This is a genomic window from Anaerohalosphaeraceae bacterium, assembly GCA_037479115.1.
Taxonomy (GTDB): domain Bacteria; phylum Planctomycetota; class Phycisphaerae; order Sedimentisphaerales; family Anaerohalosphaeraceae; genus JAHDQI01.
Map to the genome: position 1 here is coordinate 22,753 of JBBFLK010000016.1, position 23,382 is coordinate 46,134.

General features: G+C 55.4%; 21 protein-coding genes. 13 read left to right on the forward strand and 8 right to left on the reverse strand.

Annotated elements, in window-relative coordinates; all coding sequences use genetic code 11:
- Positions 1–43: 43 nt before the first annotated feature.
- Positions 44–286 (reverse strand): hypothetical protein, encoded by a 243-nt coding sequence (locus WHS88_08730; GenBank protein MEJ5260259.1) that lies wholly within the window; start codon positions 284–286, stop codon positions 44–46.
- Between WHS88_08730 and WHS88_08735 the strand changes: the two genes are divergently transcribed.
- Both WHS88_08735 and hypD read left to right on the forward strand, forming a co-directional pair.
- On the forward strand, positions 194–1,042 hold the full coding sequence (locus WHS88_08735; GenBank protein MEJ5260260.1) for a glycyl-radical enzyme activating protein: 849 nt from the start codon (positions 194–196) through the stop codon (positions 1,040–1,042). The two genes, WHS88_08730 and WHS88_08735, sit on opposite strands and share 93 nt — an antisense overlap.
- Before the next feature lie 5 nt (positions 1,043–1,047).
- Positions 1,048–3,408, forward strand: a complete 2,361-nt coding sequence (hypD, locus tag WHS88_08740; GenBank protein MEJ5260261.1) for a trans-4-hydroxy-L-proline dehydratase — start codon at positions 1,048–1,050, stop codon at positions 3,406–3,408.
- Positions 3,409–3,435: 27 nt separating this feature from the next.
- On the opposite strand, the gene WHS88_08745 is transcribed toward hypD, so the two are convergent.
- The 7 genes from WHS88_08745 to WHS88_08775 all read right to left on the reverse strand — a co-directional run bounded on the left by WHS88_08745 (position 3,436) and on the right by WHS88_08775 (position 11,503).
- Positions 3,436–4,737 carry a TRAP transporter large permease gene (locus tag WHS88_08745; GenBank protein ID MEJ5260262.1) on the reverse strand — a complete coding sequence of 434 codons (1,302 nt, stop codon included), beginning with the start codon at positions 4,735–4,737 and terminating at the stop codon, positions 3,436–3,438.
- On the reverse strand, positions 4,737–5,261 hold the full coding sequence (locus WHS88_08750) for a TRAP transporter small permease (GenBank protein ID MEJ5260263.1): 525 nt from the start codon (positions 5,259–5,261) through the stop codon (positions 4,737–4,739). The genes WHS88_08745 and WHS88_08750 overlap by 1 nt, the downstream gene beginning before the upstream one ends.
- Positions 5,261–6,250 carry a TRAP transporter substrate-binding protein gene (locus WHS88_08755; protein MEJ5260264.1) on the reverse strand — a complete coding sequence of 330 codons (990 nt, stop codon included), beginning with the start codon at positions 6,248–6,250 and terminating at the stop codon, positions 5,261–5,263. Before WHS88_08755 ends, WHS88_08750 begins: the two co-directional genes overlap by 1 nt.
- Before the next feature lie 6 nt (positions 6,251–6,256).
- Positions 6,257–7,678, reverse strand: a complete 1,422-nt coding sequence (uxaC, locus tag WHS88_08760; protein ID MEJ5260265.1) for a glucuronate isomerase — start codon at positions 7,676–7,678, stop codon at positions 6,257–6,259.
- A gap of 242 nt (positions 7,679–7,920) precedes the next feature.
- A complete protein-coding gene (gene gnd, locus WHS88_08765) occupies positions 7,921–9,372 on the reverse strand; it encodes a decarboxylating NADP(+)-dependent phosphogluconate dehydrogenase (GenBank protein MEJ5260266.1) in 1,452 nt (483 codons plus the stop codon).
- 32 nt (positions 9,373–9,404) lie between these two features.
- Entirely contained in the window at positions 9,405–10,670 is a 1,266-nt protein-coding gene (locus WHS88_08770) for a lactate racemase domain-containing protein (GenBank protein MEJ5260267.1), read from the reverse strand.
- Between the two features lie 14 nt (positions 10,671–10,684).
- Positions 10,685–11,503 carry an SDR family oxidoreductase gene (locus WHS88_08775; protein MEJ5260268.1) on the reverse strand — a complete coding sequence of 273 codons (819 nt, stop codon included), beginning with the start codon at positions 11,501–11,503 and terminating at the stop codon, positions 10,685–10,687.
- Between the two features lie 379 nt (positions 11,504–11,882).
- Between WHS88_08775 and WHS88_08780 the strand changes: the two genes are divergently transcribed.
- From WHS88_08780 to WHS88_08830, 11 genes are all read left to right on the forward strand, one after another.
- Complete coding sequence (locus WHS88_08780; GenBank protein MEJ5260269.1) at positions 11,883–13,091, forward strand: ROK family transcriptional regulator; 1,209 nt, start codon at positions 11,883–11,885, stop codon at positions 13,089–13,091.
- A 109-nt stretch (positions 13,092–13,200) separates the two neighbouring features.
- Positions 13,201–13,545 carry a hypothetical protein gene (locus WHS88_08785; protein MEJ5260270.1) on the forward strand — a complete coding sequence of 115 codons (345 nt, stop codon included), beginning with the start codon at positions 13,201–13,203 and terminating at the stop codon, positions 13,543–13,545.
- A 306-nt stretch (positions 13,546–13,851) separates the two neighbouring features.
- Complete coding sequence (locus tag WHS88_08790; GenBank protein ID MEJ5260271.1) at positions 13,852–14,364, forward strand: chemotaxis protein CheW; 513 nt, start codon at positions 13,852–13,854, stop codon at positions 14,362–14,364.
- 78 nt (positions 14,365–14,442) lie between these two features.
- Positions 14,443–16,533, forward strand: coding sequence for a methyl-accepting chemotaxis protein (locus WHS88_08795; protein ID MEJ5260272.1), 2,091 nt, complete (start codon positions 14,443–14,445; stop codon positions 16,531–16,533).
- 11 nt (positions 16,534–16,544) lie between these two features.
- Complete coding sequence (locus WHS88_08800) at positions 16,545–16,919, forward strand: response regulator (GenBank protein ID MEJ5260273.1); 375 nt, start codon at positions 16,545–16,547, stop codon at positions 16,917–16,919.
- A gap of 31 nt (positions 16,920–16,950) precedes the next feature.
- Positions 16,951–17,424: a chemotaxis protein CheX gene (locus WHS88_08805; protein MEJ5260274.1), complete on the forward strand. Its 474-nt coding sequence runs from the start codon at positions 16,951–16,953 to the stop codon at positions 17,422–17,424.
- Positions 17,425–17,455: 31 nt separating this feature from the next.
- Positions 17,456–18,784, forward strand: coding sequence for a CBS domain-containing protein (locus WHS88_08810; GenBank protein MEJ5260275.1), 1,329 nt, complete (start codon positions 17,456–17,458; stop codon positions 18,782–18,784).
- 7 nt (positions 18,785–18,791) lie between these two features.
- Entirely contained in the window at positions 18,792–20,873 is a 2,082-nt protein-coding gene (locus WHS88_08815) for a chemotaxis protein CheA (protein MEJ5260276.1), read from the forward strand.
- Between the two features lie 9 nt (positions 20,874–20,882).
- The gene (locus tag WHS88_08820) at positions 20,883–21,740 is read left to right on the forward strand and encodes a protein-glutamate O-methyltransferase CheR (protein ID MEJ5260277.1); all 858 of its coding nucleotides are present in this window, start codon (positions 20,883–20,885) and stop codon (positions 21,738–21,740) included.
- Positions 21,737–22,237: a chemotaxis protein CheD gene (locus WHS88_08825; protein ID MEJ5260278.1), complete on the forward strand. Its 501-nt coding sequence runs from the start codon at positions 21,737–21,739 to the stop codon at positions 22,235–22,237. The genes WHS88_08820 and WHS88_08825 overlap by 4 nt, the downstream gene beginning before the upstream one ends.
- A 13-nt stretch (positions 22,238–22,250) precedes the next feature.
- Entirely contained in the window at positions 22,251–23,300 is a 1,050-nt protein-coding gene (locus tag WHS88_08830) for a chemotaxis response regulator protein-glutamate methylesterase (protein ID MEJ5260279.1), read from the forward strand.
- Positions 23,301–23,382: the final 82 nt, after the last annotated feature.

The following is a 23,382-nucleotide window of genomic DNA, read 5'->3' on the forward strand; positions in this document are numbered from 1 at the left end:
CGGCTTTCCAGCCTGCTTTGGAAAATTTCTACACTGAACCGCTTCAATCACTTGCTCTTTCAAATTCATTGAAAAAAAAGACTTTCTCTGGTAAGCTCAGGGTTCCTGTTGTTCGCAAAGAAACATGAATTACAGCTGCATAACCGGTATAATTTTTGATATCAAAAAATATGCGATTCATGACGGCCCCGGCATTCGCACGACCGTCTTTTTTAAAGGCTGCCCGCTTCGATGTTCCTGGTGTCACAATCCGGAAAGCTGGGAATCTTCTGACGAAATGATTCACCGCTCTGTCCGCTGTATCCAGTGCGGACGCTGTATCCAGGTTTGTCCAAACAGAGCCATTGAGAAGATAAACGGCAGAATACATCGCATTCCAAGCCGATGTACCGTCTGCGGCGCCTGTATCCTGCCTTGTCCGGCCCAGGCGATGGAAAAAGTCGGCCGGAAGGTCACCGTTAACGAGGTCTTAAAAGAAATAGAAAAAGATTCCATCTTTTATGACCAGTCCGGCGGGGGCGTCACTTTTTCAGGAGGGGAACCCCTTGCCCAGCCTGATTTTCTGCGTGCTTTGCTGACCGCTTGTAAAGAAAAGGGCTTCCATACAGCCGTGGACACATCCTGCTATGGAAAACAGGAAACATTAAAGTCAATTCTGGATTTGACAGACCTCTTTTTGTGCGACATCAAACATCTCGATTCACAAAAACACCGGGAATTTACAGGCGTGGACAATTCCCTGATTCTGGATAATATACATTGGTTAAGCCGGCACGCACGCCAAATTGTTGTTCGTATTCCCATCATTCCGGGCTTCAATGCCTCCCCGAAAGTAATTGAAGCCATCGGCCAATTCATTCAAAACCTGAAAAAGATAAAACAAATTGACCTCCTGCCGTATAATAGTGGAGGACTCGCCAAGGCCGAGCGGCTCGGAAAAAGTGAACAAATGTTCCGCTCCAGCCGGCCTTCCGAGCAGCAGATGCAGGAACTGGCCCAGCGGCTTCGGCAAATGGGCTTTACAGTAACAATGGGCGGATAAAACTTATGAACGAACGAGTTTTCAAACTGCGAGAGCAAAGTGTCAACACCAAACCCTACATCAGCGCCGAACGGGCTGAACTGATTACCGATTTCTATCAGAGCGGCGTCACGATGGAGTTTTCTCCCCCGATTGTCCGCGGCCTGGCTCTGAACTACATCATGAGCCGCAAGCACATCTGCATCAACGATGGTGAATTAATCGTCGGCGAGCGGGGACCGGCCCCCAAAGCCACCTATACCTATCCGGAACTGTGCTGCCATACCCTCGAAGATTTCGAAATTATGGCACGGCGCACCCGAACCTCCTTTGATGTGAGCGAGGATGTCAAAAAGGTTTACCAAGAAAAAATCATTCCGTTCTGGAAGGGCAAAACGATGCGGGAAAAGGTCTTCGCTGCGATGAGCGAAGACTGGCATCGGGCCTTTGAAGCAGGCATTTTCACCGAGTTTATGGAGCAGCGGGCGCCCGGACATGCCATCCTCGACGACAAGATTTACCGCAAAGGCCTGCTCGACCTGCAGGATGAAATCAGCCAGTCCATCCGCAGTCTGGACTTTTACGGCGACCCGGAGGCCCATGCAAAACTCCAGGAACTGAAAGGAATGAAACTGGCGATCGATGCCGTACTGACCCTGGCCCGCCGGTACGCTGAAAAAGCCCAGCAGCTGTCCCAGAGTGAATCCGACCCCGTCCGCAAAAAAGAGCTGGAGGAAATCGCCGCCGTCTGCCGGCACGTTCCCGCCTACCCGCCCCGAACCTTCCGCGAGGCCCTGCAGGCCTACTGGTTCGTCCATCTGGGCGTCATTACAGACCTGAACGTCTGGGATTCCTTCAATCCGGGCCGCCTCGACCAGCATCTGTATCCCTTCTACAAACGAGAGCTGGAAGCCGGAACGCTCACCCGCGAGCAGGCCAAAGAGCTGCTGGAGTGCTTCTGGATTAAGTTCAACAACCAGCCCGCCCCGCCCAAGGTCGGCATCACGGAAGAACAGAGCGGCACCTATACCGATTTTTCGCTCATCAATGTCGGCGGTGTGGACCCCCAAACCGGGCAGGACGCCGTCAACGACGTTTCCTATCTGATTCTCGAAGTCGTCGAGGAAATGCAGCTCGTCCAGCCCAGCTGCTGCATCCAAATCAGCGCCAAAAACCCCGACCGATTCGTCAAACGGGCCTGTCAGGTCATCCGCACCGGTCTGGGCCAGCCGTCCGTCTTTAATACGGATGTCATCATTCGCGAAATGCTCCACGACGGCAAATCGCTCTTTGATGCCCGAAGCGGCGGCCCCAGCGGCTGCGTGGAAGTCAGCGCCTTCGGCAAAGAAAGCTGCATCCTCACCGGCTACTGCAACTGGCCCAAAATCTTCGAGGTCACCCTTCACAACGGGCGCGACCCTCGAACCGGCGTCCAGGTCGGCCCCAAAACCGGCGACCCGGAAACCTTTACAACCTATGAACAGCTGCGCGACGCCTACAAAAAGCAGCTGAATCACTTTATCAACATCAAAATCCGCGGCAACCAAATCATCGAACGGCTGTATGCGGAATGGATGCCTGCCGTCTTTATGTCCGTGCTGGTCGATGACTGCATCAAGCGGGGCAAAGACTACCACAACGGCGGCCCTCGCTACAACACAACCTATATTCAGGGCGTTGGCATCGGCACGCTCACCGATGCCCTCACGGCCGTCAAATTCCACGTCTTCGACCGCAAAACACTTCCCATGCGGACCCTCTTAAAAGCCCTCGAGGCCAACTTCGAAGGAATGGAAGACATTCAGAATCTGCTCCGGCAGGCCCCCTGCTACGGCAACGATGACGATTACGCCGACTCCATCGCTGTTGATTTATTCAACCTTTATTACGACGCTATCAACGGCCGTCCCAACACCAAAGGCGGCAGATACCGCATTAACCTCCTGCCGACCACGGTCCACATCTATTTCGGTCAGGTCACCGGCGCCCTGCCCAACGGACGCAAGGCCGGCCTGCCCCTCTCTGACGGCATCTCCCCCAGTCAGGGAGCGGACACACACGGTCCGACGGCCGTGCTCAAATCCGCCGCCAAGCTCGACCACGCCCGAACCGGCGGCACCCTGCTCAATATGAAATTCATCCCGCAGGTGCTTGAAGGGGAAGGGCTGGACAAGCTGGTTCATCTGATTCGCAGCTACTTCCGGCTCGACGGCCATCATATCCAGTTCAACGTCGTCAACCGCCAGACCCTGCTGGAAGCCCAGAAAAACCCGCAGCAATATCGGCACCTGATTGTTCGCGTGGCCGGATACAGCGACTACTTCGTGGAGCTCGGCGAAGGCCTGCAGAACGAAATCATCGCCCGTACGGAACAGACATCCATTTAACGCCGGCGATTCCGCTTCGGCGGACGGCTATTTCAGCAGCCCCAGCTGCCTGGGCAGCCACATGGACAAAGCAGGAACATAGGAGCAGATCAACAGCACCACAATCATGGCCGCATAGAAATAGCCGATCTGCCTCATCACTTTTGTCACCGTCGTTTCGGCGATTCCGCAGCCCAGAAACAGACATGTCCCCACCGGCGGTGTGCACAGCCCGATGCACAAATTCATAATCATAATGATGCCGAAATGAAGCGGATGGACCCCGAACGTGGCTACCACCGGCAGAAAAATCGGCGTAAAAATCAGAACCGCCGGCGTCATATCCATAAAGGTCCCTACCGCCAGCAGAATCAGGTTAATCATCAGCAAGACCAGGATTCGGTTGTGCGTCAGCCCCAGCAGCGAGGCACTGATGTCCTGCGGAATGCGCTCGGCCGCCAGCACCCAGCTCATCGCCATACTCGTCGCAATCAGCAGAAACACCACCGACGTCATCACCCCCGCCTGCAGCAGAATCCCCGGGATTTCCGACCACTTGACCTCCTTGTAAAACACCACTGCCAGCAGAAACGAATACAGCACCGCTACGGCCGAGGCCTCCGTCGCCGTAAAAACCCCTGACAGAATCCCCCCCATCACAATCACAATCAGCAGCAAGGCCGGCTGCGCCTGAAAGAACCGCTCCAAAGCCTCATTGGGTTCCAGCGTTTCGCCTTTGCCGTATTTCCGCTTCCAGGAAATCAGGCTGCTGACGAGCATCAGTCCCAAACCAACCAGAATCCCCGGAATGACTCCCGCCATAAAAATCGCGGCGATGGAAACCGCCCCGCCGGTCGCCAGCGAATAGACAATCATCACGTTGCTCGGCGGAATCAGCAGTCCCGTCGTGGCGGCCGTAATCGTTACGGAGGCATTGAAATCCCGGTCATAGCCGCGTTTGTTCATCAGGGGAATCATAAAGCCGCCTACGCTCGAAACCGCCGCCGCCGCCGAGCCGGAAATGGCCCCAAACAGCATACACGTCAGAATATTGACCAGGGCCAGCCCGCCGCGGAAATGCCCCACCAGAACGTTTGCAAAATCAATCAGACGACGGGCAATCCCTCCATGGCCCATAAACAAACCGGACAGAATAAAGAAGGGAATGGCCAGCAGAGAAAACTCATCAATGCCTGTCGCCATTTTGTGGGCGACCGCTGTGAAGGCCGGCAAATCGCCCATCGCCAGGATACCCAGCACCGAGGCGATCCCCATTGAAAAGGCCACCGGAACCCCCAGCACCAGCAGAATCACGAAACTGACTACCAGAATGTGAATCGGAAAGTCCATCACTGCTCCTTGTCCTGAACCTCGTCTGCCTGCTCATCCGACGGTCTGAAGAAACGAACTAGCCGTTCATACAGGCCGATTCCGCTGTACAAAAGCATAAAGAAACCGCTGATGGGAACCGCCAGATACACATACCCCATCTGTACCCCCAGCGCCGGCGATTTCTGCTGGAGGCGCAGCGTGATTCGAACCAGCTCCGTCCCGCCGACAATCATCACAAAAAAGGCAAAGAGCACTATGCACAGAAACCCAAAAATCTCCACACCCAGCCGGTCTCGCGGCGGCAGTTTCTGGACAAAATAATCAATCCCCAGATGCGCCCCCCGACCGGTCGCCACCGCCGCCCCCAGCAGTGCCGCCCAAATCAGCAGAAAAATCGCCAGCTCCTCCGTCCATTTGCTCGGGGCCCGAAGCACATACCGGCTGAACACCTGCCAGAGTACATCAACCACCAGCACCCCCATAACCGTCATCACCAGAATTTCCAGACTTCGGTCGAGGATTTTCTTCAACCATTCGGCCATCAGCGAATCTCCTGAATCTTTTCAATCAGTTCGCCCAGCTCCGTGCCTTTATATCGCTCCCACATCGGCCTGACGGCCTGCTGAAAGAGGGTCTTATCCGGCTCAATGACGGTTACGCCGGCCGCCTTAACGGCCTCCAGCGAGGCCTGTTCCGCCTCCGCCCAGAGTTTTCGATTAAACACAACCGACTCATCCGCCGCCTCCTGGAGAATCCGCTGCTCCTCCGGCGTCAGACTGTCCCAAACCCGTGTGCTGATGACCAGAATATCCGGCACACGGACATGTTCATCCAGCGTATAATACCGGCAGACTTCAAAATGCCGCGAGGTCTCAAACGAAGGCGGATTGTTCTCCGCTGCATCCACCACGCCCTGGTCCAGCGCCGTGTACAGTTCGCCCCAGGCAATCGGCGTCGGAGAGCCCCCCATCGTCTCAATCATCTGCATGGACATAATGCTCTGCATCACCCGCACTTTCAGTCCTTTGAGGTCTTCCGGAGTGTAAATCGGCTTTTTGGAATAAAAGCTTCGAGCTCCGGCATCATAATAACAAAGCCCTTTGAGCCCTTTCTCGATGCCGGCGTTCAGCAGCTCTTTGCCAATCGGTCCTTCCGCGACCTTCCAGAAATGCTCCGAATCGCGGAACAGATAGGGGATTCCGAAGATTTTCATCTTCGGCACAAACCCCTCCATCGGCGCCGTCGATGTTTTGGTCATCGACATATACCCAATCTGCAGGGCCTCAATCTGCTCCTTTTCCGAACCCAGCTGTTCGTTGGGGAAAATCTGCACAATCAGCCGGCCGCCGGACTTTTCCTCCACCAGTTTGGCCATATACTCCATCGTGACATGAACCGGATGGCGGGGGCTGAGACTGTGTGCCAGCCGAAGAATTCGAACCTCCTGTTCCCCGCGCAGCACCGATACGGCATACCCTATCGCCAGCCAGGCCAGCATCAGACCGATAAAAATCAAAAGTCCTTTTCGCATAGGCCCTCACGAATCACAGCGCCGGCATTCCATATCAAAGTACCGGCACGCATTCTGAAAACAAATATCCTCCACAATCCGGCCCAGCCAGTCGAAATCCGGCGGCAGCAGTCCCTTTTCCACATCCGAGCCGAGGATATTGCACAGAATTCTACGAAAATACTCGTGTCGAGGAAAGGATAAAAAACTCCTCGAATCGGTTAACATCCCAACAAATCGGCTTAAAAGTCCCATATTAGAGAGGGCCTCTATCTGCTTTTCAATCCCGTCTTTCTGGTCCAGAAACCACCACGCCGAACCGTATTGAAGTTTTCCCGGACAGGACCCATCCTGGAAATTGCCGATCATCGTGGCCATCAGTTCATTGTCCCGCGGATTCAGATTGTACAGAATCGTCTTGGGCAGCAGGTCTTCGCGGTTCAGACGGTCCAGAAAGGCCGCCAGCGGACGGGCAATTTCAAAATCCCCGATGGAATCACAGCCGGTATCGGCTCCCAGCCGCTTCATAATCTTGCTGTTGGTGTTGCGCAAAGCCCCCAGATGCAGCTGAAGCACCCAGCCGGCCTGGGCATCCATCACCGCCATATCATACAAAAGGGCCGATTTGTACTGAAGCAGCTCGGTTTCGTTCAGCGTCTGTCCGGCCCGCAGTTTTGAAAAGGCCGTTTCGACCTCCCGCCGCGTGTAGGGCGCTGCATACACCGTTTCCAGCCCGTAATCCGACAGCCGGCATCCGTTGGCGTGGAATTCATCATGACGCTTATGCAGGGCCTCCAGCAGATTTGAATACGTGCGAATCTCTATGCCGGAAACCTTTTGCAGCCCGTCCAGCCACTGATTCAAAAAACCGGGATTCTCCGCCGCCAGCGCCTTGTCCGGCCGCCAGGCCGTATGCACAAAAATCTCAAAGCCGTCCTGTCGGATACGCTGATGCCACTCCAAAGAATCCAGCGGGTCCTCCGTCGTACAGAGCACCTGAACGTTCATCTTCCGCAGCAGGTTGCGGATGCTGAATTCCGGCATCTTGAGCAGGTCGCTGCAGGCCTCATAAATCCGCTCGGCCGTCTCCGGCCCCAGCAGCCGGTCAATCCCGAAATACCGCTTCAGCTCCAGATGCGTCCAGTGATACAGGGGATTGCGGAGGGTATAAGGCACGGTGGCCGCCCAGGCGGAAAACTTCTCCCAATCCGACGCCGAACCGGTAATCCGCTCTTCCGGAATGCCGTTGGTCCGCATCGCCCGCCATTTGTAATGGTCTCCTTTGAGCCAGGCCTGCGTGAGATTCTCAAAGCAGCTATCCTCGGCAATCAGCCGTACCGGCAGATGGCAATGGTAATCATAAATCGGCATCTTTTCGGCGTATTCGTGATACAGCCGCGACGCCGCCTTGGTTTCCAGCAGAAAATCCTCGTGAATAAACGGTCGCATCGCCGCTTCCTTTCCCAGTTCTACTCTGCCTCTAACAAATCTCTGCCCTTCCCGGCTAAGTCATTTTACCAAAGGTCTCTTGTCAGGCCCGGCTTGGTCGCTTCAGCGCCAGCCGTTTGCCGTCAATTGCTTGTTGTCAATCGCTTGCTGCCAGCTCTTTGCTGTCGGCCGTTTTCTGTCAATTGTTTGCTGTCATTCCCGCGAAGGCGGGAATCCAGACCCTTCACCACAGCCGAAAGTTTCTACACCACATAGGTCGAAGCGGAAGTTTCGCCGCCCCGTCCCGTCCAGTTCGTATGGAAGTACTGCCCGCGCGGACGGTCCACCCGCTCGTACGTGTGCGCGCCGAAGTAATCCCGCTGGGCCTGCAGCAGGTTGGCCGGCAGACGCTCGCTGCGGTATCCGTCATAGAACGCCAGGGCGCTGCCCATCGCCGGAACCGGAATCCCCATCTGGACCGCCATTGTAACCACCCGTCGCCAGCTGGCCTGGCCTTTCTGGACCGCATCCGCAAAGAACGGGTCCAGCAGCAGATTCGACAGATTCGGATTGCGGTCAAACGCCTCCTTAATCTTGCCCAAAAAGACCGACCGAATGATGCAGCCGCCCCGCCACATCAGGGCAATTCCGCCGTAGTTCAGATTCCACTTGTATTCCGCCGCCGCCGCCCGCATCAGCTGATACCCCTGCGCATAACTGACAATCTTGGAGGCGTACAGGGCCTTGCGCAAATCATCAATCATCTGTTTCTTATCGCCCGTAAAGGCCGCCTGAGGCCCCTTGAGCACCTTGGAAGCAGCTACACGCTCCTCCTTCAGGGCCGACAGACACCGCGCAAAGACCGCTTCTCCAATCAGCGTCAGCGGCTGGCCGGTATCCAGCGCCGCAATCACCGTCCATTTGCCCGTTCCCTTCTGGCCCGCCGCATCCAGAATCAAATCCAGCACATACTTGCCCTCTTCGTCCTTGTACGCCAGGATGTCTCGGGTAATTTCAATCAGATAGGAATTCAGCTCCCCCTCGTACCATTCAGCGAAGACCTTATGCATTTCCTCGTTGGTCATTCCCAGGCCGTCCTTCATCAGATGATAGGTCTCGCAAATCATCTGCATATCGCCGTACTCGATGCCGTTGTGCACCATCTTGACGAAATGGCCGGCTCCGTTTTCCCCCACCCAGTCGCAGCACGGCTCGCCCTTGTCCGTCTTGGCGGCAATCTTCTGGAAAATCGGCTTGACATGCGGCCAGGCTGCCGGCGAACCGCCCGGCATAATCGACGGACCCCGCAGCGCCCCTTCCTCGCCGCCGGATACACCTGTCCCGATGTACAGCTTGCCCTTGCTTTCGACATACTGCGTTCGGCGAATCGTATCCGGGAAGTGGCTGTTCCCGCCGTCAATCAGGATGTCCCCGTCTTCCAGATGCGGCAGAAGCTGCTCGATGAACTCATCCACCGGCTTGCCCGCCTTGACCATCATCATAATTTTGCGGGGCTTCTTCAAGACCTTCACCAGCTCCTCAATTGAATGGCAGCCGATGATATTCTTGCCCTTCGCCCGGCCGGCCAGAAAGGCGTCCACCTTTTCCACCGTCCGGTTGTAGCAGGCCACCGTAAAGCCCTTGCTTTCCATATTCAGAATCAGATTTTCCCCCATCACCGCCAGTCCGATTAAGCCGATATCCGCCTGTGCCATAGGTTCATCTCCCGTTTTTTAAGGTTTCTCTTTTACTGAAATCGTTCCCGATACGCCCAAAGCCCCAGCCCCGGATTGGAAATGAAAAATACCTCTTCCCCGTCAATGCTGTGAAATCCGTCCGTCCGCTCAGCGGGCTTGTATTTCTTCATCATCTCATTCAAATCCCCCCACGCAAACCCCACGGATTCGATTTCTTTGCGGCTCAGTTTGCCCGGGCAGTACCGCACCAGAAAACGCCCCTCCGACGAGCCGTGTATCAGATGGGCCGCTGCGCTCAGATTGGCCTGCAAATCCTCATTCTCCGCCGTCAGGGCCAGGACCCGCTCTGTCCCGACATACCCGTACTTGCGAATCAGCCGGTCAATCTGAGCATCCTCCCCAAATTCCACAAGCCCCGGCGCCAGAACAATCAGCTCCCCGCCGTCGGCCATCGCCATTCGTGTCCGGTAAATGCTCTTGTTGCCCAGCCAGGTACTCTTGTATTCCTCCGGGTCCAGATAGACAACCGCTTTCTTCAGCGGCCGCTCGAGCATTGTAAAATTGACCTGCAGAGCCAGCCGGGCCGCCTGCAGGAAGCACTCCGTATCATCCCCAATAAAGAGTCCCCGCACTTTCGGTCGGCCGCCTCCTCCGTCCACCACCGTCAGCACATATACAATCGGCAGGTCCTTAAGAAAATGCTCCGAAGCATAATTCAGAACCCGCCGAACCGGCGTATCCGCACGGCCCATCATCCGCTCCATTCCATAAACCGCCCCGAGGAAATGACTTTTGTTGATGCCCTCCGAGCCGCCGGTGCCGACCAAAATATTCTTATTGTAATTGGCCATCCCCGTGACTTCGTGAGGCACCACCTGGCCAATTGAAAGAATCAGGTCATATCCGCCCTCCGGCAGCAGTCGGTCCACCTGGGCCGGCCAGTCGTAATCGACCTTTCCTTCGCTCACCTGACGAATGAACGATGCCGGCACCTTGCCCATCGTCACAATCCCGTTTCGCCAGTCGTGAACCCGGAACATCGACAGGGGCATCCCCGGATACATCTTTCGGATTTCCTCCGGCGTCATCGGCCGATGTGTCCCGATAGCCGGCAGCACATCCGTCAAAGACGCCCCATAATAATCCCAGGCCATTTGGGTCAGAAGACCCGCCTGCGAATGCAGACGGGTGATATCCGGCGGCACCGCCAGCACTTTTCGCCGGGGGCCCAACTGCTCCAAAGCCGCCAAAAGTCCCTCCCGCAACTGTTCAGGCGTCAATTCTTCCTGCGGATTGCCGCGAGCATAATAGAGCATATTTCACCCAATCATTAAACGCCGCTGAATGCATTAAAGCCGCCGTCAATCGGCACCACCACACCGGTCACAAAACGGGAGGCGTCGCTGATCAGCCAGCGGACGGTCCCGCACAGTTCCTCCGGACTGCCGAACCGTCCCATCGGGGTATGAGCAATAATCGTCTGTCCCCGCGGCGTCAGGGCCCCGGTCTTCTCATCCGTCAGCAAATACCGGTTCTGCTGCGTCAGGAAAAAGCCCGGCGCAATCGCATTCACGCGAATTTCCGGCGAGTAATTCTGGCACATATGCACCGCCAGCCATTCGGTAAAATTGCTCACCGCCGCCTTGGCCGCCGAGTAGCCCACCACTTTTGTCAGCGGACTAAATGCGCTCATGCTCGAAATATTCAGAATGACCCCCCTCTTTTCCTGAGCAAAATACCGCCCAAAAACCTGAGACGGCAGAAATGTCCCCATAAAATTCAACTCGAATACGGAGCGAAGCGCCTCCTCCGGCAGGTCAAAAAACGGCATCTGTTCCGAGGTAGTGGCTTCCTTTTTGTTGCCGCCGGCCCCGTTAATCAGCACATCCACCCGCCCCATCGTCTCTTTGGCACAGGAAAACGCCTCCTGAATCTCTTTTTTGTCCAGAACATTGATGCGAAGCGGCATCGCAAAATGCCCTTGCGATTCAATCTTTTGGGCCAGCTCCTTTGCGCGGAACTCATCATAATCCGCAATACAGACCTTTGCGCCGGCCGACGCCAAATCCTCCGCAATCGCCCCGCACAAAATCCCCGCCCCGCCGGTAATGACCACACATTTGCCCTTCACATCAAACCAATCCGCCATCGGCCGGACTCCTTACACTTTTTTTTGCTTATTTTTTCTCGTTTTCGCTTATTTTTTCTCGTTTTTTGCCTATTTTTTCTCGTTTTCGCCTATTTTTTGTCGTTTTTTGCTTATTTTTCTCGTTTTTGCTTATTTTTTGTCGTTCCCGCCCTTTTTTTGTCGTTCCCGCGCAGGCGGGAACCCAAACCCTTCCAAATAAGTTCTGTCAACACTTTTTATCCTCAAAACTTGAGATTATTTTACGTCACGGCAGACAAAATTTGCAAGTTTTTTATTATTATTCTTATATCTTATTGTCGTAAAATATTTTACAATCCACCTAAACAAACACCGCAGAAACCTTGAAAATACTCAAGAATTGAGATATTATAATTGTTCTATGGAAAAAACCGCAATCAATTCGAAGGCGGCCGGCCGTCGAAACGAGAAAGTCGTACTCTCTCTTCTGGCCAGGCATGGCCCCCTGTCCCAGAGTCAAATCTGCGAAATGACTCATTTGGGCAGTTCCACGGTCAGCACCATCGTCAGCCGACTTCGGGACAAAGAGTGGATTCACGAAACCCCTCTTCCCAGCGGAAAACGCGGCGCCAAGCCTGTCCTGATCCGCATCAATCCCCAGGGGGGACATCTAATCGCCGCCGAAATCAATCCGCACACGCTTCGACTCGGTCTGTTTGACTTCCACTGTCAGCTGACTGAACAAATCGCCATCGCTCTTGCTGGAGACCATTCTGTAGAGAATGTTCTGCGGCTGCTTGAAATCAACATTCGAGGGCTGGTCAGCAAAGCCGCCATCCGCCCCGACAGAATCCTCGGCATCGCCGTCACCCTCAGCGGCTCCATTACCCCCGCCGGGGTCGTCGAACTGTCCAGCCCTCTCGGATGGAAATCGGTTCCTCTTCAGCGGCTCCTCCAAAGCCGTTTTGACTGGCCGGTGGAAATCTACTCCACCAAAGTGCGGCTTTTGGCGGAAATCCGCCTTCAGCCCTCGCTCCAGTCCAAAAACATTATCTATTTCAATATCGCCGACGGCGTCGGATCCACCCTCTTAATAGACGGCAAACTCCTGTACGGAGCCACCCGGCGAAGCGGAGAAATCGGGCACATCACGGTAATGCCCGACGGCCCTTTGTGCGGCTGCGGACACAAGGGCTGCCTGGAGGCCCTGATTTCCGGACCCGCCGTCCTGCGAAAAATGCGGCAGGAACTCGCCGAAGGAGGCTCCTCTCTTCTGCACCAGCGGCTCCCCGCTCTCCGCTCTCCGGAGCAGGCCGTTGAAGAGCTGGCCTGGGCCGCTGAAAAACAGGACCCTTATGCCCTGTCGGTTCGGGATTTTATCGCCGACCGCCTCTGTTACGCCGCGGCCGCCGCCGTCAACCTCTTCGACCCGGATGTGCTGATTCTCGCCGGCTATGTCAGCCAGCCCTTTCTCCCTTATTTCACACAACGCCTTCAGGACTACTTTGTCGAACACGTCTATGATTTTGCATCCAGAACCATCGAAATCATCCCCGCCCGCGCCGGCAAAGAAGCCCTCATTCAGGGGGCTGCCGCCGCCCTCTTTCAAAATGCGATTGCCCCCGCCTGAACGCCCGTTAAGGATTCATGCCAAATCCCTTGCGTTGGGCCAATCATTCCGGTAAGATGCTCAATTACAGGGATTGAAAACAAAGACCGTCAAACGAAAGGGATTGTGTATGAAAAAAATCATCGCTGTGTTGGGGCTGACCGCCGCTGTTCTGTCCGGATGCAAAGCCAACCCTAAGCTCGTAACCTGCCAAAACGAAAACCAAACTCTCCAGCAGGAACTGACTGAAGCCCGCAAAACCATCGAACAGCAGAATGAAAAAATCGCCAGGATGCAGAAACAGTACGAAGAGGTCAACCAGCAGGCCCTCGAAATTACTCGGACCTTGATGGAAAAATCCACCCAGTTCAAAAACGAATCCCTTCAAAAAGACAAACAAATTCAGGAACTTCAGAAACAGCTCGCCGAACTCCAGAAAAAACTGTCGGAGACCGCCGGAACGGCCAATCCATAGTCCCGACAGCATCCGATGTTTCTCAGGGCCGCTCATCCGCAGGATGACCGGCCTTTTTTTATCCAGTATGGTTTGATTTTATCAGACCTCGTGAAATCCCGGACACGTCGTTCCGGAAAAGTCCTGGATTCTCTTCGTCCTTTTTCCGTTAACCCCCGCAGTTTTTCGCCCCATCCTCACACAAGTTGTTCTTTTTGCACAACTCCTGCTTAAGCCCTCTTTCTCTTTATCCGAATTGAATGCCAAAGGTCTAAATCCCTTTTGCAAACAAAGACCGATAACCTAAAGCCAGTTAGGAGTCAAACTATGACAACGGCCGTACAGGAAACAACCGCAAGAAAAAACGGTGCTCAGGAAGGCAAGTACCTGACCTTCGCTCTCGGAAAAGAAGAATACGGGCTGGAAATCCTGAAAGTGCGGGAAATCATCGGCTATATGAACATTACCGCCGTCCCCCGCACACCGGAATTCGTCAAAGGCGTCATCAACCTGCGCGGACAGGTTATTCCGGTCATTGACCTGCGTCTGCGGTTCGGGATGGACGCCGCCGAAGTCACCGACCAGACCTGCATCATCGTGGCGGAAATCAACCAGAACGGCAAAACCTTCAACGCCGGCCTGATTGTGGACCGCGTCCAGGAAGTGCTCGACATCGCCGCCGAAGACATCGAGGAATCCTCACATCTGGGGACCGCCGTCCAGACCGATTTTATTCTGGGCATCGGAAAGGTCGGCTCCTCCATCAAGATTCTGCTGGACATCGACCAGGTCCTCGGCAGCGTCCGCCTCAGCGAATCCGCCGAAACCGCTTCCGAGTAAACCATGCAGATACGATTAAAAATAAAAATGTATGAACAGCATTGAAGTCCAACTCCAATCTGAACAAAGGAGATGAGTATGCTGAAAAATCTGACCTTAAAGGCCAGACTGCTCACCTGCGGACTGATTTTAACGCTTGGGCCGATTTTGGTCATTCTGGCCATTGTGAGCATCCAGAACCGGCGGATGACAAACGTGGCCGATGAAGAAAGTACAAAAATGGCCTATAACGACCTGGACCACCTGGCTCAGCACATCTACAACATGCTCCAGGTCGAGCAGATGTCCATCCAGGAAAATATTAACCAGGCCCTTCGGGTCGCCCGGGATATCTTCCATCAGACAGGCGCCATACGGCTGGATGAGTCGACCGTCACCTGGCAGGCCGTCAATCAGTTCAGCCAGAACACCCAGACCGTCACCCTGCCCAAATTGATGGTCGGCGACACCTGGCTGGGCCAGAACACCAGCCGCCAGGTTCCCTCTCCGATTGTTGATAAGGTCAAAGACCTCATGGGCGTCACCTGCACCATCTTCCAGCGGATGAATGAACAGGGCGACATGCTGCGGGTCTGCACCAATGTCGAAAAGGCTGACGGCACCCGCGCCATCGGCACCTTCATCCCCAGAATCCAGCCGGACGGAACCCCCAACCCCGTCGTCGCTGCCCTGCTCGAGGGCCGCCGATATGAAGGAAGGGCCTTTGTCGTGGACCGATGGTACATCACGGCCTATGAACCCCTCTATGACGCACAGAAAAAGGTTATCGGGGCCCTGTATGTCGGAATCCCCCAGGAACGCTGCACGAATATCCGGCAGGCAATTCTGAAAACCGTTGTCGGCAAGACCGGCTACGTCTTTGTGCTGGACTCCAAAGGCAGCTACATCATTTCCAAAGACGGCAAACGTGACGGGGAAAACATCGCGAATGCCAAGGATGCCAACGGCGTGCTTTTCATCCAGGAAATCTGCAAAAAAGCCCTTGCCTCCAAACCCGGCGAAATCACCGAACAGCGCTATCCCTGGCAAAACCCGGATGAACCCGCCCCGCGGGAAAAAATCGCCCGCATCGTGTATTTCCAGCCCTGGGACTGGGTTATCGGCGTCAGTTCCTATCTGGATGAGTTCTATGAATCCAGTGCCCGGCTTCGTTCAATCGGCCGTGCTTCCATGATTCAAATCGGTATCCTGGCAGCTGTTTCTTCAGCCCTCTGCCTTCTGATTTGGTTCTTCGTTTCGCATAAGCTTACAAACCGGCTGACCGAAGTCGCCGAACAAATCCTCACGGGCGTCCGGCAGGTCTCCGACGCTTCCGGACAGGTGGCATCGGCCTCCCAGACCCTCGCACAGGGAACGACTGAACAGGCCGCCGGCCTGGAGGAAACATCTTCCTCGCTCGAAGAGATGGCCGCCATGACCAAACAGAATGCCGACAACGCCGCTCAGGCCGCTACCCTGGCCTCCGGTGCACAGCAGGCCGCCGACAACGGCGCCAAGGCCATGCAGAAAATGCTGACGGCTATTGAGGAAATCCAGAAAAGTTCCGACGAAACGGCCAAGATTATCAAAGTCATCGATGAAATCGCCTTCCAGACCAATCTGCTGGCCTTAAATGCCGCCGTGGAAGCCGCACGAGCCGGAGAAGCCGGAAAGGGTTTTGCCGTCGTCGCTGAAGAAGTCCGCAACCTGGCGATTCGGTCCTCAGAAGCGGCGGAAAAAACCGCAGAGCTGATTGAACAGTCTGTCAAAAACGCCAAAAACGGTGTTCAAATCTCCAACGAAGTCAAAACCGCTCTCGACCAGATTGTCAGCGGCATCGGAAAAACGTCGGCTCTGGTCAATGAAATCGCCGCCGCCTGCAAAGAACAGGCCCAGGGAATCGAACAGATTAACTCGGCGGTTTCCCAGATGGACAAGGTCACTCAGCAGAACGCCGCCGGAGCGGAAGAAGCCGCCAGTGCCGCTGAGGAACTGGCCTCACAGGCTGAATCGATGAAACAGACGGTCTGGCAGCTCCAAACCCTCGTCCGCGGCGGGTCGGAAGCAACCCCCCAACAGGCCGCAGCCGGACAGCTGTCTTTGTCCAACCAAATCTTTCATCAGATTGCAGAGGGCTCAAATACCCCTCCGACAAGCAGGAATTTCTCTCGTTTTACAAACCATAAATAAGGAGTTTGTCTATGCCAAAGTCACTGATGATAGTCGATGATTCGGCCACGATGCGGAAAATCATCATGCGCACCGTCCGAATGTCCGGCCTCGAATTCGACCGGACCGAAGAAGCCGGAAACGGAGCCGAGGCGATTGAAAAACTGAAGGCCTCACCGGTGGACATCGTCCTGTGCGACATCAACATGCCGGAAATGCCCGGCACAGAGATGGTCAAACAGGCCCGCCAGCTGCCCAACTGTCAGAACACCAAAATTATTATGGTTTCTACGGAAAGTGCTCAGGATTTGATTAACAGTGTCCTGGCCAGCGGCGCCAACGGCTACATCACCAAACCCTTTACACCGGAAAAGTTTCAGGAACAGCTGGCTCCGTTCATGAGCTGAACGCAGGGCAAGATGCAGAAAGGACCCAATCATGATCGAACAGAAAACCTACCACGAAATTGTACTCGATGCCGCCAAAGAAGTATTTGAAACGATGATTTTTATGGAAATCGAGCCGTCCGCTCAGGCGTCTATCGATGAATCCGCCCTGTCTCTGCTTGGAACCATCACCTTCAAAGGCGACATCGAAGGATGCATGGGCATCAACCTGTCCTGGCCCTGCGGACAAACCATCGCCCGCAACATGCTGGCCCTCGAGCCGGATGCAGAGGTCTCTCAGCAGGAAGTCTGCGATGCCGTCGGCGAAGTGGCCAATATGGTCATGGGAAGCATCAAAAGCCGCCTGCAGGATATGTATCCGGATATCGCCGTCTCCATTCCGACCGTAGTCACCGGCAGAGAATTGAACAGCAACCTCGGCGAAGGCGCAGAAAAAGTAGCCGTGCCCGTCTGCCTGAATGAAGAGTTTACGGCTGTATTTATTCTTTTGTATCGAAGAAAATAAATCAGCCGAAACTGGAAAGGACTCATCGGCCATGACAGAACCAACCGTCCAATCCGTCCCGCTTGAAACGATTCTGCCGCAGGTCAGCACTCTGTCTATGCAGACATTCTGCGAAGACATGGACGGAATGCTCGGCATCTCCATCAGCTGCGCGCTCTGTCAGGCCGCCCCGGGAACCCTCGACAGACTCAAACCCTTCTTCCCCAAATTCGCCGCCGTCTATTCCATCAAAGCGCAGGGGACACTGAGCGGACGCTTTGACCTGCTCCTCGATAAAAATGCCCTGTTCCTGCTGTCCGGAACCATTGTCATGCTGCCGGAGGCCAAAATCAAAGAGCAGTGCAAACAGGGCACCCTCGAGCAGGCCCTCAAACTCAGCGACACCATTAAGGAAATCGGCAATCTGACCGTCGGCGCCTGGGACCGAATCTTCCGTGAACATCTTCCCGGACACAAACACCTGCTCCAGACCAACACCCAGATTCTCAATCCCTGGGACAAACCCGCCGAAGTCTTCGGATTCAAAGAAGACACGCCCTGTCTGCTGGTCGTGTGGGAAATGACCGTCGGCGACTATCCGCCCTTCCATGGAGCCGCCGTCTTCCCGGCTGCTCTTTTTGAGCCGCCCAAAGAGGAACCGGCTCCGGCGGAAGCCCCCGCACAAACCCCGGCGGAATCCGCCGCAGCTCCTGCGGCCGCCCCTGCACAGCCCGAGCCGGCTGCAAGCCAGCCGCCGCAAACCCCCGAACCCGCCGCAGCCGCACCGGTCTGTCCGCAAACTCAGGAATCAACCGAACCCCATCCGGTCTGGAATGCCATTCAGCAGATGGTCCAGTCTGCCCCGGATGGAAGGTCCGCCGCCCCGCTGGACGCCGCTGTTCTGAACTGCCCGGCCCGGCTCTTTATGAATCCAAAACCCCTCTGGCTGTCTCCAAACGACTCCGTCGAAACCGCCCGCCAGCGGATGCAGCAAAACAATACCCGGTACGCTCTGATTGAAGAAAAGGACCAACTCGTCGGCATCCTGTCTCAGGGGGATGTCAATGCGGCCCTCAGCCCGTACCTCCGCTCTCCTTTTGAGGAGTATCGACGCCCCCTCGATGAGGCCTCTTTGCAGATACGCATCCGATGGTTCATGAGCCGGCCCGTCCATACGGCCTCACCGGATACACCGATGTGGAAAATAATGGATCTCATGTGCCGTCATCAAATCCGCGCCGTCCCCATTCAGGACGCCGGCGGGACCGTTACCGGTCTGGTAACCGTCATGGAAATCTTTCAAACCCTGCTCAAAACGCTGTCCGGCGGCTCTCCCGCCGCTCAGCCGGAAGCCACAAAGGACTGTACAAAAACGGATTGAAATGCTTATGGAAAAGACAGTGAATATCACAGAACTGATTGAACAGGCCGCCGGCAAGCTCCCCCTGCTGGACCCGCAGGATACCCGCGACATCGAGGAAATCGCCGGCGTCTTCAAACAAATCGAAGAAGCCGTCAAAGCCCTCAGCGGCTGGGAGGAGTCCTCCCGGCTTCAGGTGCAATCCCTGGCCCATCTGGGAGCCGAACAGATTGAAAAACTGCTCCGACAGGAAATCCAGTCCTCCGAGCAGGTTCTTCAGGAGCTCACAAAGGCCGTCAGTCAGCTGCAGACTCTGACACAGTCCCTTTCTTCTGCATCCGGTGCTGCAGCCGCTCCGACGTCCACGGCCGCTCCGACGGAAACATCGGAGTTCCCACCGACTGTCATCGCCCCCGACGATGCCCCGCTCGTTCAGGATTTCCTCAACGAATCCCGCGAACATCTCGAATCCGCGGAAACAGCGCTTTTGAGTCTCGAAGCCGACCCAACCAACACGGAAACGCTCAATCAGATCTTCCGCGGCTTCCATACCATCAAAGGCATGGCCGGCTTCCTGAACCTGACGGCCATTAATCGGCTGGCTCACGTATCCGAAAATCTGCTCGACCGCGCCCGCAAAGGCACCCTCACGATGTCCGGAGCCGCCAGCAACCTGGCCTTCGGCTCCATCGACATGCTCAAAACCATGCTCAAAGACCTCGAAGCGGGCCTGGCTCAAAATCAGCCGATCCCCGCTCCCAATGACCTGCCGGCCCTGATTCAGAAAATCCAGGACTGTGTCGAAGGCAGACTCCAGGCGGAGCCGGCACCCGTCCCGGCCGATGTCGCTCAGGACAGACAGCTCGAACCCATTCTTCAGCCCGAATCCCAGACCCAAACCGCCGTCTCCTCATCCGCCGCAGTCTCCTCCGCCGCTCGCGAAACCATCAAAGTCAGCACCAAACGGCTGGACGACCTGATCAACATGACCGGGGAACTGGCCGTCGCTCAGCTGATGATTTCTGAAGAGGTCAGCAAAACCTGCCACACCGACAGCGACCTCTACCGAAAAGTCGCCAGCCAGTCCAAAATCGTCCGCGACCTGCAGGAATTGTCGATGTCCATGCGGATGATTCCGATGCAGGGCGCCTTTCAGAAAATGGCCCGCCTGGTCCGCGACCTGTCCCAAAAGGCCGGAAAACCCATCAATTTCCAGACCTCCGGCGAAGAAACCGAGCTGGACCGCACCATCGTGGACAAGATTACCGACCCGCTGATTCATATGGTGCGAAACTCCATCGACCACGGCATCGAACCGCCGGAGGAGCGAGTCAAAAAAGGCAAATCCCCTCAGGGGCTGCTGCGACTGTCGGCCTACCATCAGGCCGGCAGCATTGTCATCGAAATCGAGGATGACGGCCGCGGGTTGAACGCCGAAAAAATCCGCAAAAAAGCCCTCGAAAAAGGGCTGATTTCCGAACATCAGGAACTGACGGAAGAAGAGCTGCTGAATCTGATTTTCAAACCCGGCTTTTCCACCGCCGACAAGGTCACCGAAATCTCCGGCCGAGGCGTCGGAATGGATGTGGTCAAGAAAAACATCGACGCCCTCAACGGAAAAATCGAAATGAAAACCGCGCCGGACAAAGGAACAATCTTTTCGCTCCGGCTTCCTTTAACGCTGGCCATTATCGACGGACAAATCGTCACCATCGGCTCCCAGCGGTATATCATCCCGATCAATTCGGTCATTCAGAGCCTGCGGCCGACCCCGGACCAGATTTCCACGATTCGAAACCGCTCCAAAGTCGTGATGATTCGTGGACAGCTTCACCCGCTCATTCCGCTCTACAAGCTCTTCCGCATCTCTGGTGCGGTGGAAGAACCCGAACAAGCCCTTCTGGTAGTCGTCGGAGAAGGCAGCCGACGATGCTGCCTGCAGGTCGATGACCTGCTCGGCCAGCAGCAGGTCGTTATTAAATCCCTTCGCGGATTGGGCAAAATCAAAGGCGTTTCCGGCGGTGCCATTATGGGCGACGGCCAAATCAGCTTGATTCTCGACGTACCGGGGCTCCTCGAATTGGCCCAGGACCCCGATGCAAATCTGTGAGGTGAGCCTATGACTTTAATCCAGCCTATCTTGGACGAATTGGTTCTGACGGATGAGCAGTTTGCACGGATTTGCCGAATGGTTTATGAGCACTGCGGCATCAATCTCCACGAGGGCAAAAAGGAGCTCGTCCGCGCCCGCCTGGCCAAAATGCTTCGAAAATACCATATGAAATCCTACGACGAATACATCGATTTCGTCCTGCAGGATGTCGGCGGAAAAACGTTCTACGAAATGATCGACCAAATCAGCACCAACCTGACCAGTTTTTTCCGCGAACCCAAACACTTTGAATACCTCACACAGAAGTTTCTGCCGGAACTGATTGCCAAAAAGCAGAAAATCGGCCGCCTCCGAATCCGCGCCTGGAGCGCTGGATGTTCCTCCGGCGAAGAACCTTATTCGATGGCCATCACCCTGCTCGAATCCCTCCCCAAAAATCAGACCTGGGATGTGCGGATTCTGGCCACGGATATCTCTACACGCGTCCTTCAGACGGCTCAGCAGGGGCTCTACGAAGCCCAGCGTGTCGCTGCCGTCTCCGCCGACCTCAAACGACGCTACTTAATCCCGCGAAAAGAAAGAAACGGAGAGATGTACTACGAAGTCGCCTCTGCTGCCCGAAACATTCTTACGTTCAAGTACCTGAACCTGATGGACCCCTGGCCGTTTCGAGGCCCTTTTGATTTCATCTTCTGCCGAAATGTAATGATTTACTTTGACAAACCTACCCAAGAAAAACTCGTCAACCGTTTCTGGGATATCCTCGATGTCGACGGGCATTTCTTCACCGGCCATTCCGAGTCCCTGACCGGAATCCGCCATTCCTTCTCTTACGTACAGCCGACTATCTATAGGAAACAATGATGCTCACAGCTGTGAAAAAGAAAAACATCGTCGTGCAAGTCTCGGACGCCCGCATCTCTGCCGACTTGGATTCGGTCCTCGTGACCTACTCGCTCGGTTCCTGCGTCGCCGTCACCCTCTATGACCCCGCCGTCCCAATCGGCGGCATGATTCATTATCAGCTGCCGGAATCCTCTATGGACGCCGCCCGAGCCCAGCTCGAACCGTTCATGTTCTGCGATACCGGGATGGATGTTCTCATCCAGAATCTGCTCCGATACGGCGCCGACAAACGCCGTTTGATTGTCAAGGCCGCCGGAGGAGCGGCCATGAAAACCGGTCCGCAGGGGTTTGATATCGGAAAACGCAATTTTCTGGCTTTGCGAAAAGCCCTCTGGAAATACAGCCTGCTGCTGAAAGGTCAGGATGTCGGCGGCGATCAGCCCCGCAACTTTTACCTGCATCTGGATGACGGCACCGTCATTGTCAAAACCGGCGGAATTGAAAAAATCTTGTAAAAGGAGCTTAAAAATGCCTCCGGCTGCTACGGAAACGACCAAGGTTTTGATTGTCGATGATTCCGCGATTGTCCGAAAAATCCTCAGCACCCAGCTGGGAGCCCATCCGTCGATTGAAGTGATTGCCACCGCTCCCGACCCCTATATCGCCCGCGACAAAATCGTCCAGCTCAACCCCGATGTGCTGATTCTGGACGTCGAAATGCCCCGAATGGACGGCGTCACCTTCCTGAAGAAACTGATGAAGCATCATCCGATGCCGGTCATTATTTTCAGTTCTTTGACGCCGCAGGGCAGCAAAACCGCCATCGAAGCCCTCGCCTCGGGTGCCGTTGAAGTCCTGGCAAAACCGGGGCCGTCCTATTCCGTCGGCGATGCCTGTAAACATCTTTGCGAAACCATTCTGGCCATTCCCAAAGGCCGTTATCCCAAACCCGTTGCGACACAGGCCGAGCCGGTAAAACCTCTCGAATCCGCCTCGATGCTCGAGACTACAAACAAAATCCTGGCCATCGGCGCCTCCACAGGCGGGGTACAGGCCCTCACCTGCGTCCTGTCCGCTCTCCCGCCGGATTGTCCGGGAACCGTCGTCGTTCAGCATATGCCCGCCCAATTCACCCGTTCCTTCGCGGAGCGGCTCAACAGCGAATGCAAAGTCCAGGTCAAAGAAGCCGCGGACGGCGACTCCGTCATCCCCGGCAGAGTCCTCATCGCCCCCGGCGGCTATCACATGGTTCTCCAGCGTTCCGGTGCCAATTACTACGTCTCCATCAAAGACGGACCCGCCGTCTGTCATCAGAAGCCCAGCGTCGAAGTCCTCTTCAACTCCGTCGCCAAATATGCCGGCCCCAACGCCGTCGGCGCCATCCTCACCGGCATGGGCAATGACGGCGCCAAGGGACTGTTGGCCATGAGACAGGCCGGCGCCCACACCATCGCACAGGATGAGGCCACCTGCATCGTCTTTGGAATGCCTAAGGAAGCCATCAAACTGGATGCCGCCGAGGTCGTTTTGCCGCTCGACAAAATCGCCTCTGCATTGATTCAGTACGCGCAAAATTAAGACAGAAAAAAAAACTTGCAGCCCCCCTTCTCGGCCGGTATATACAATTCCTGTTTCGAGATAGAACAAGTCGAAAAAACAG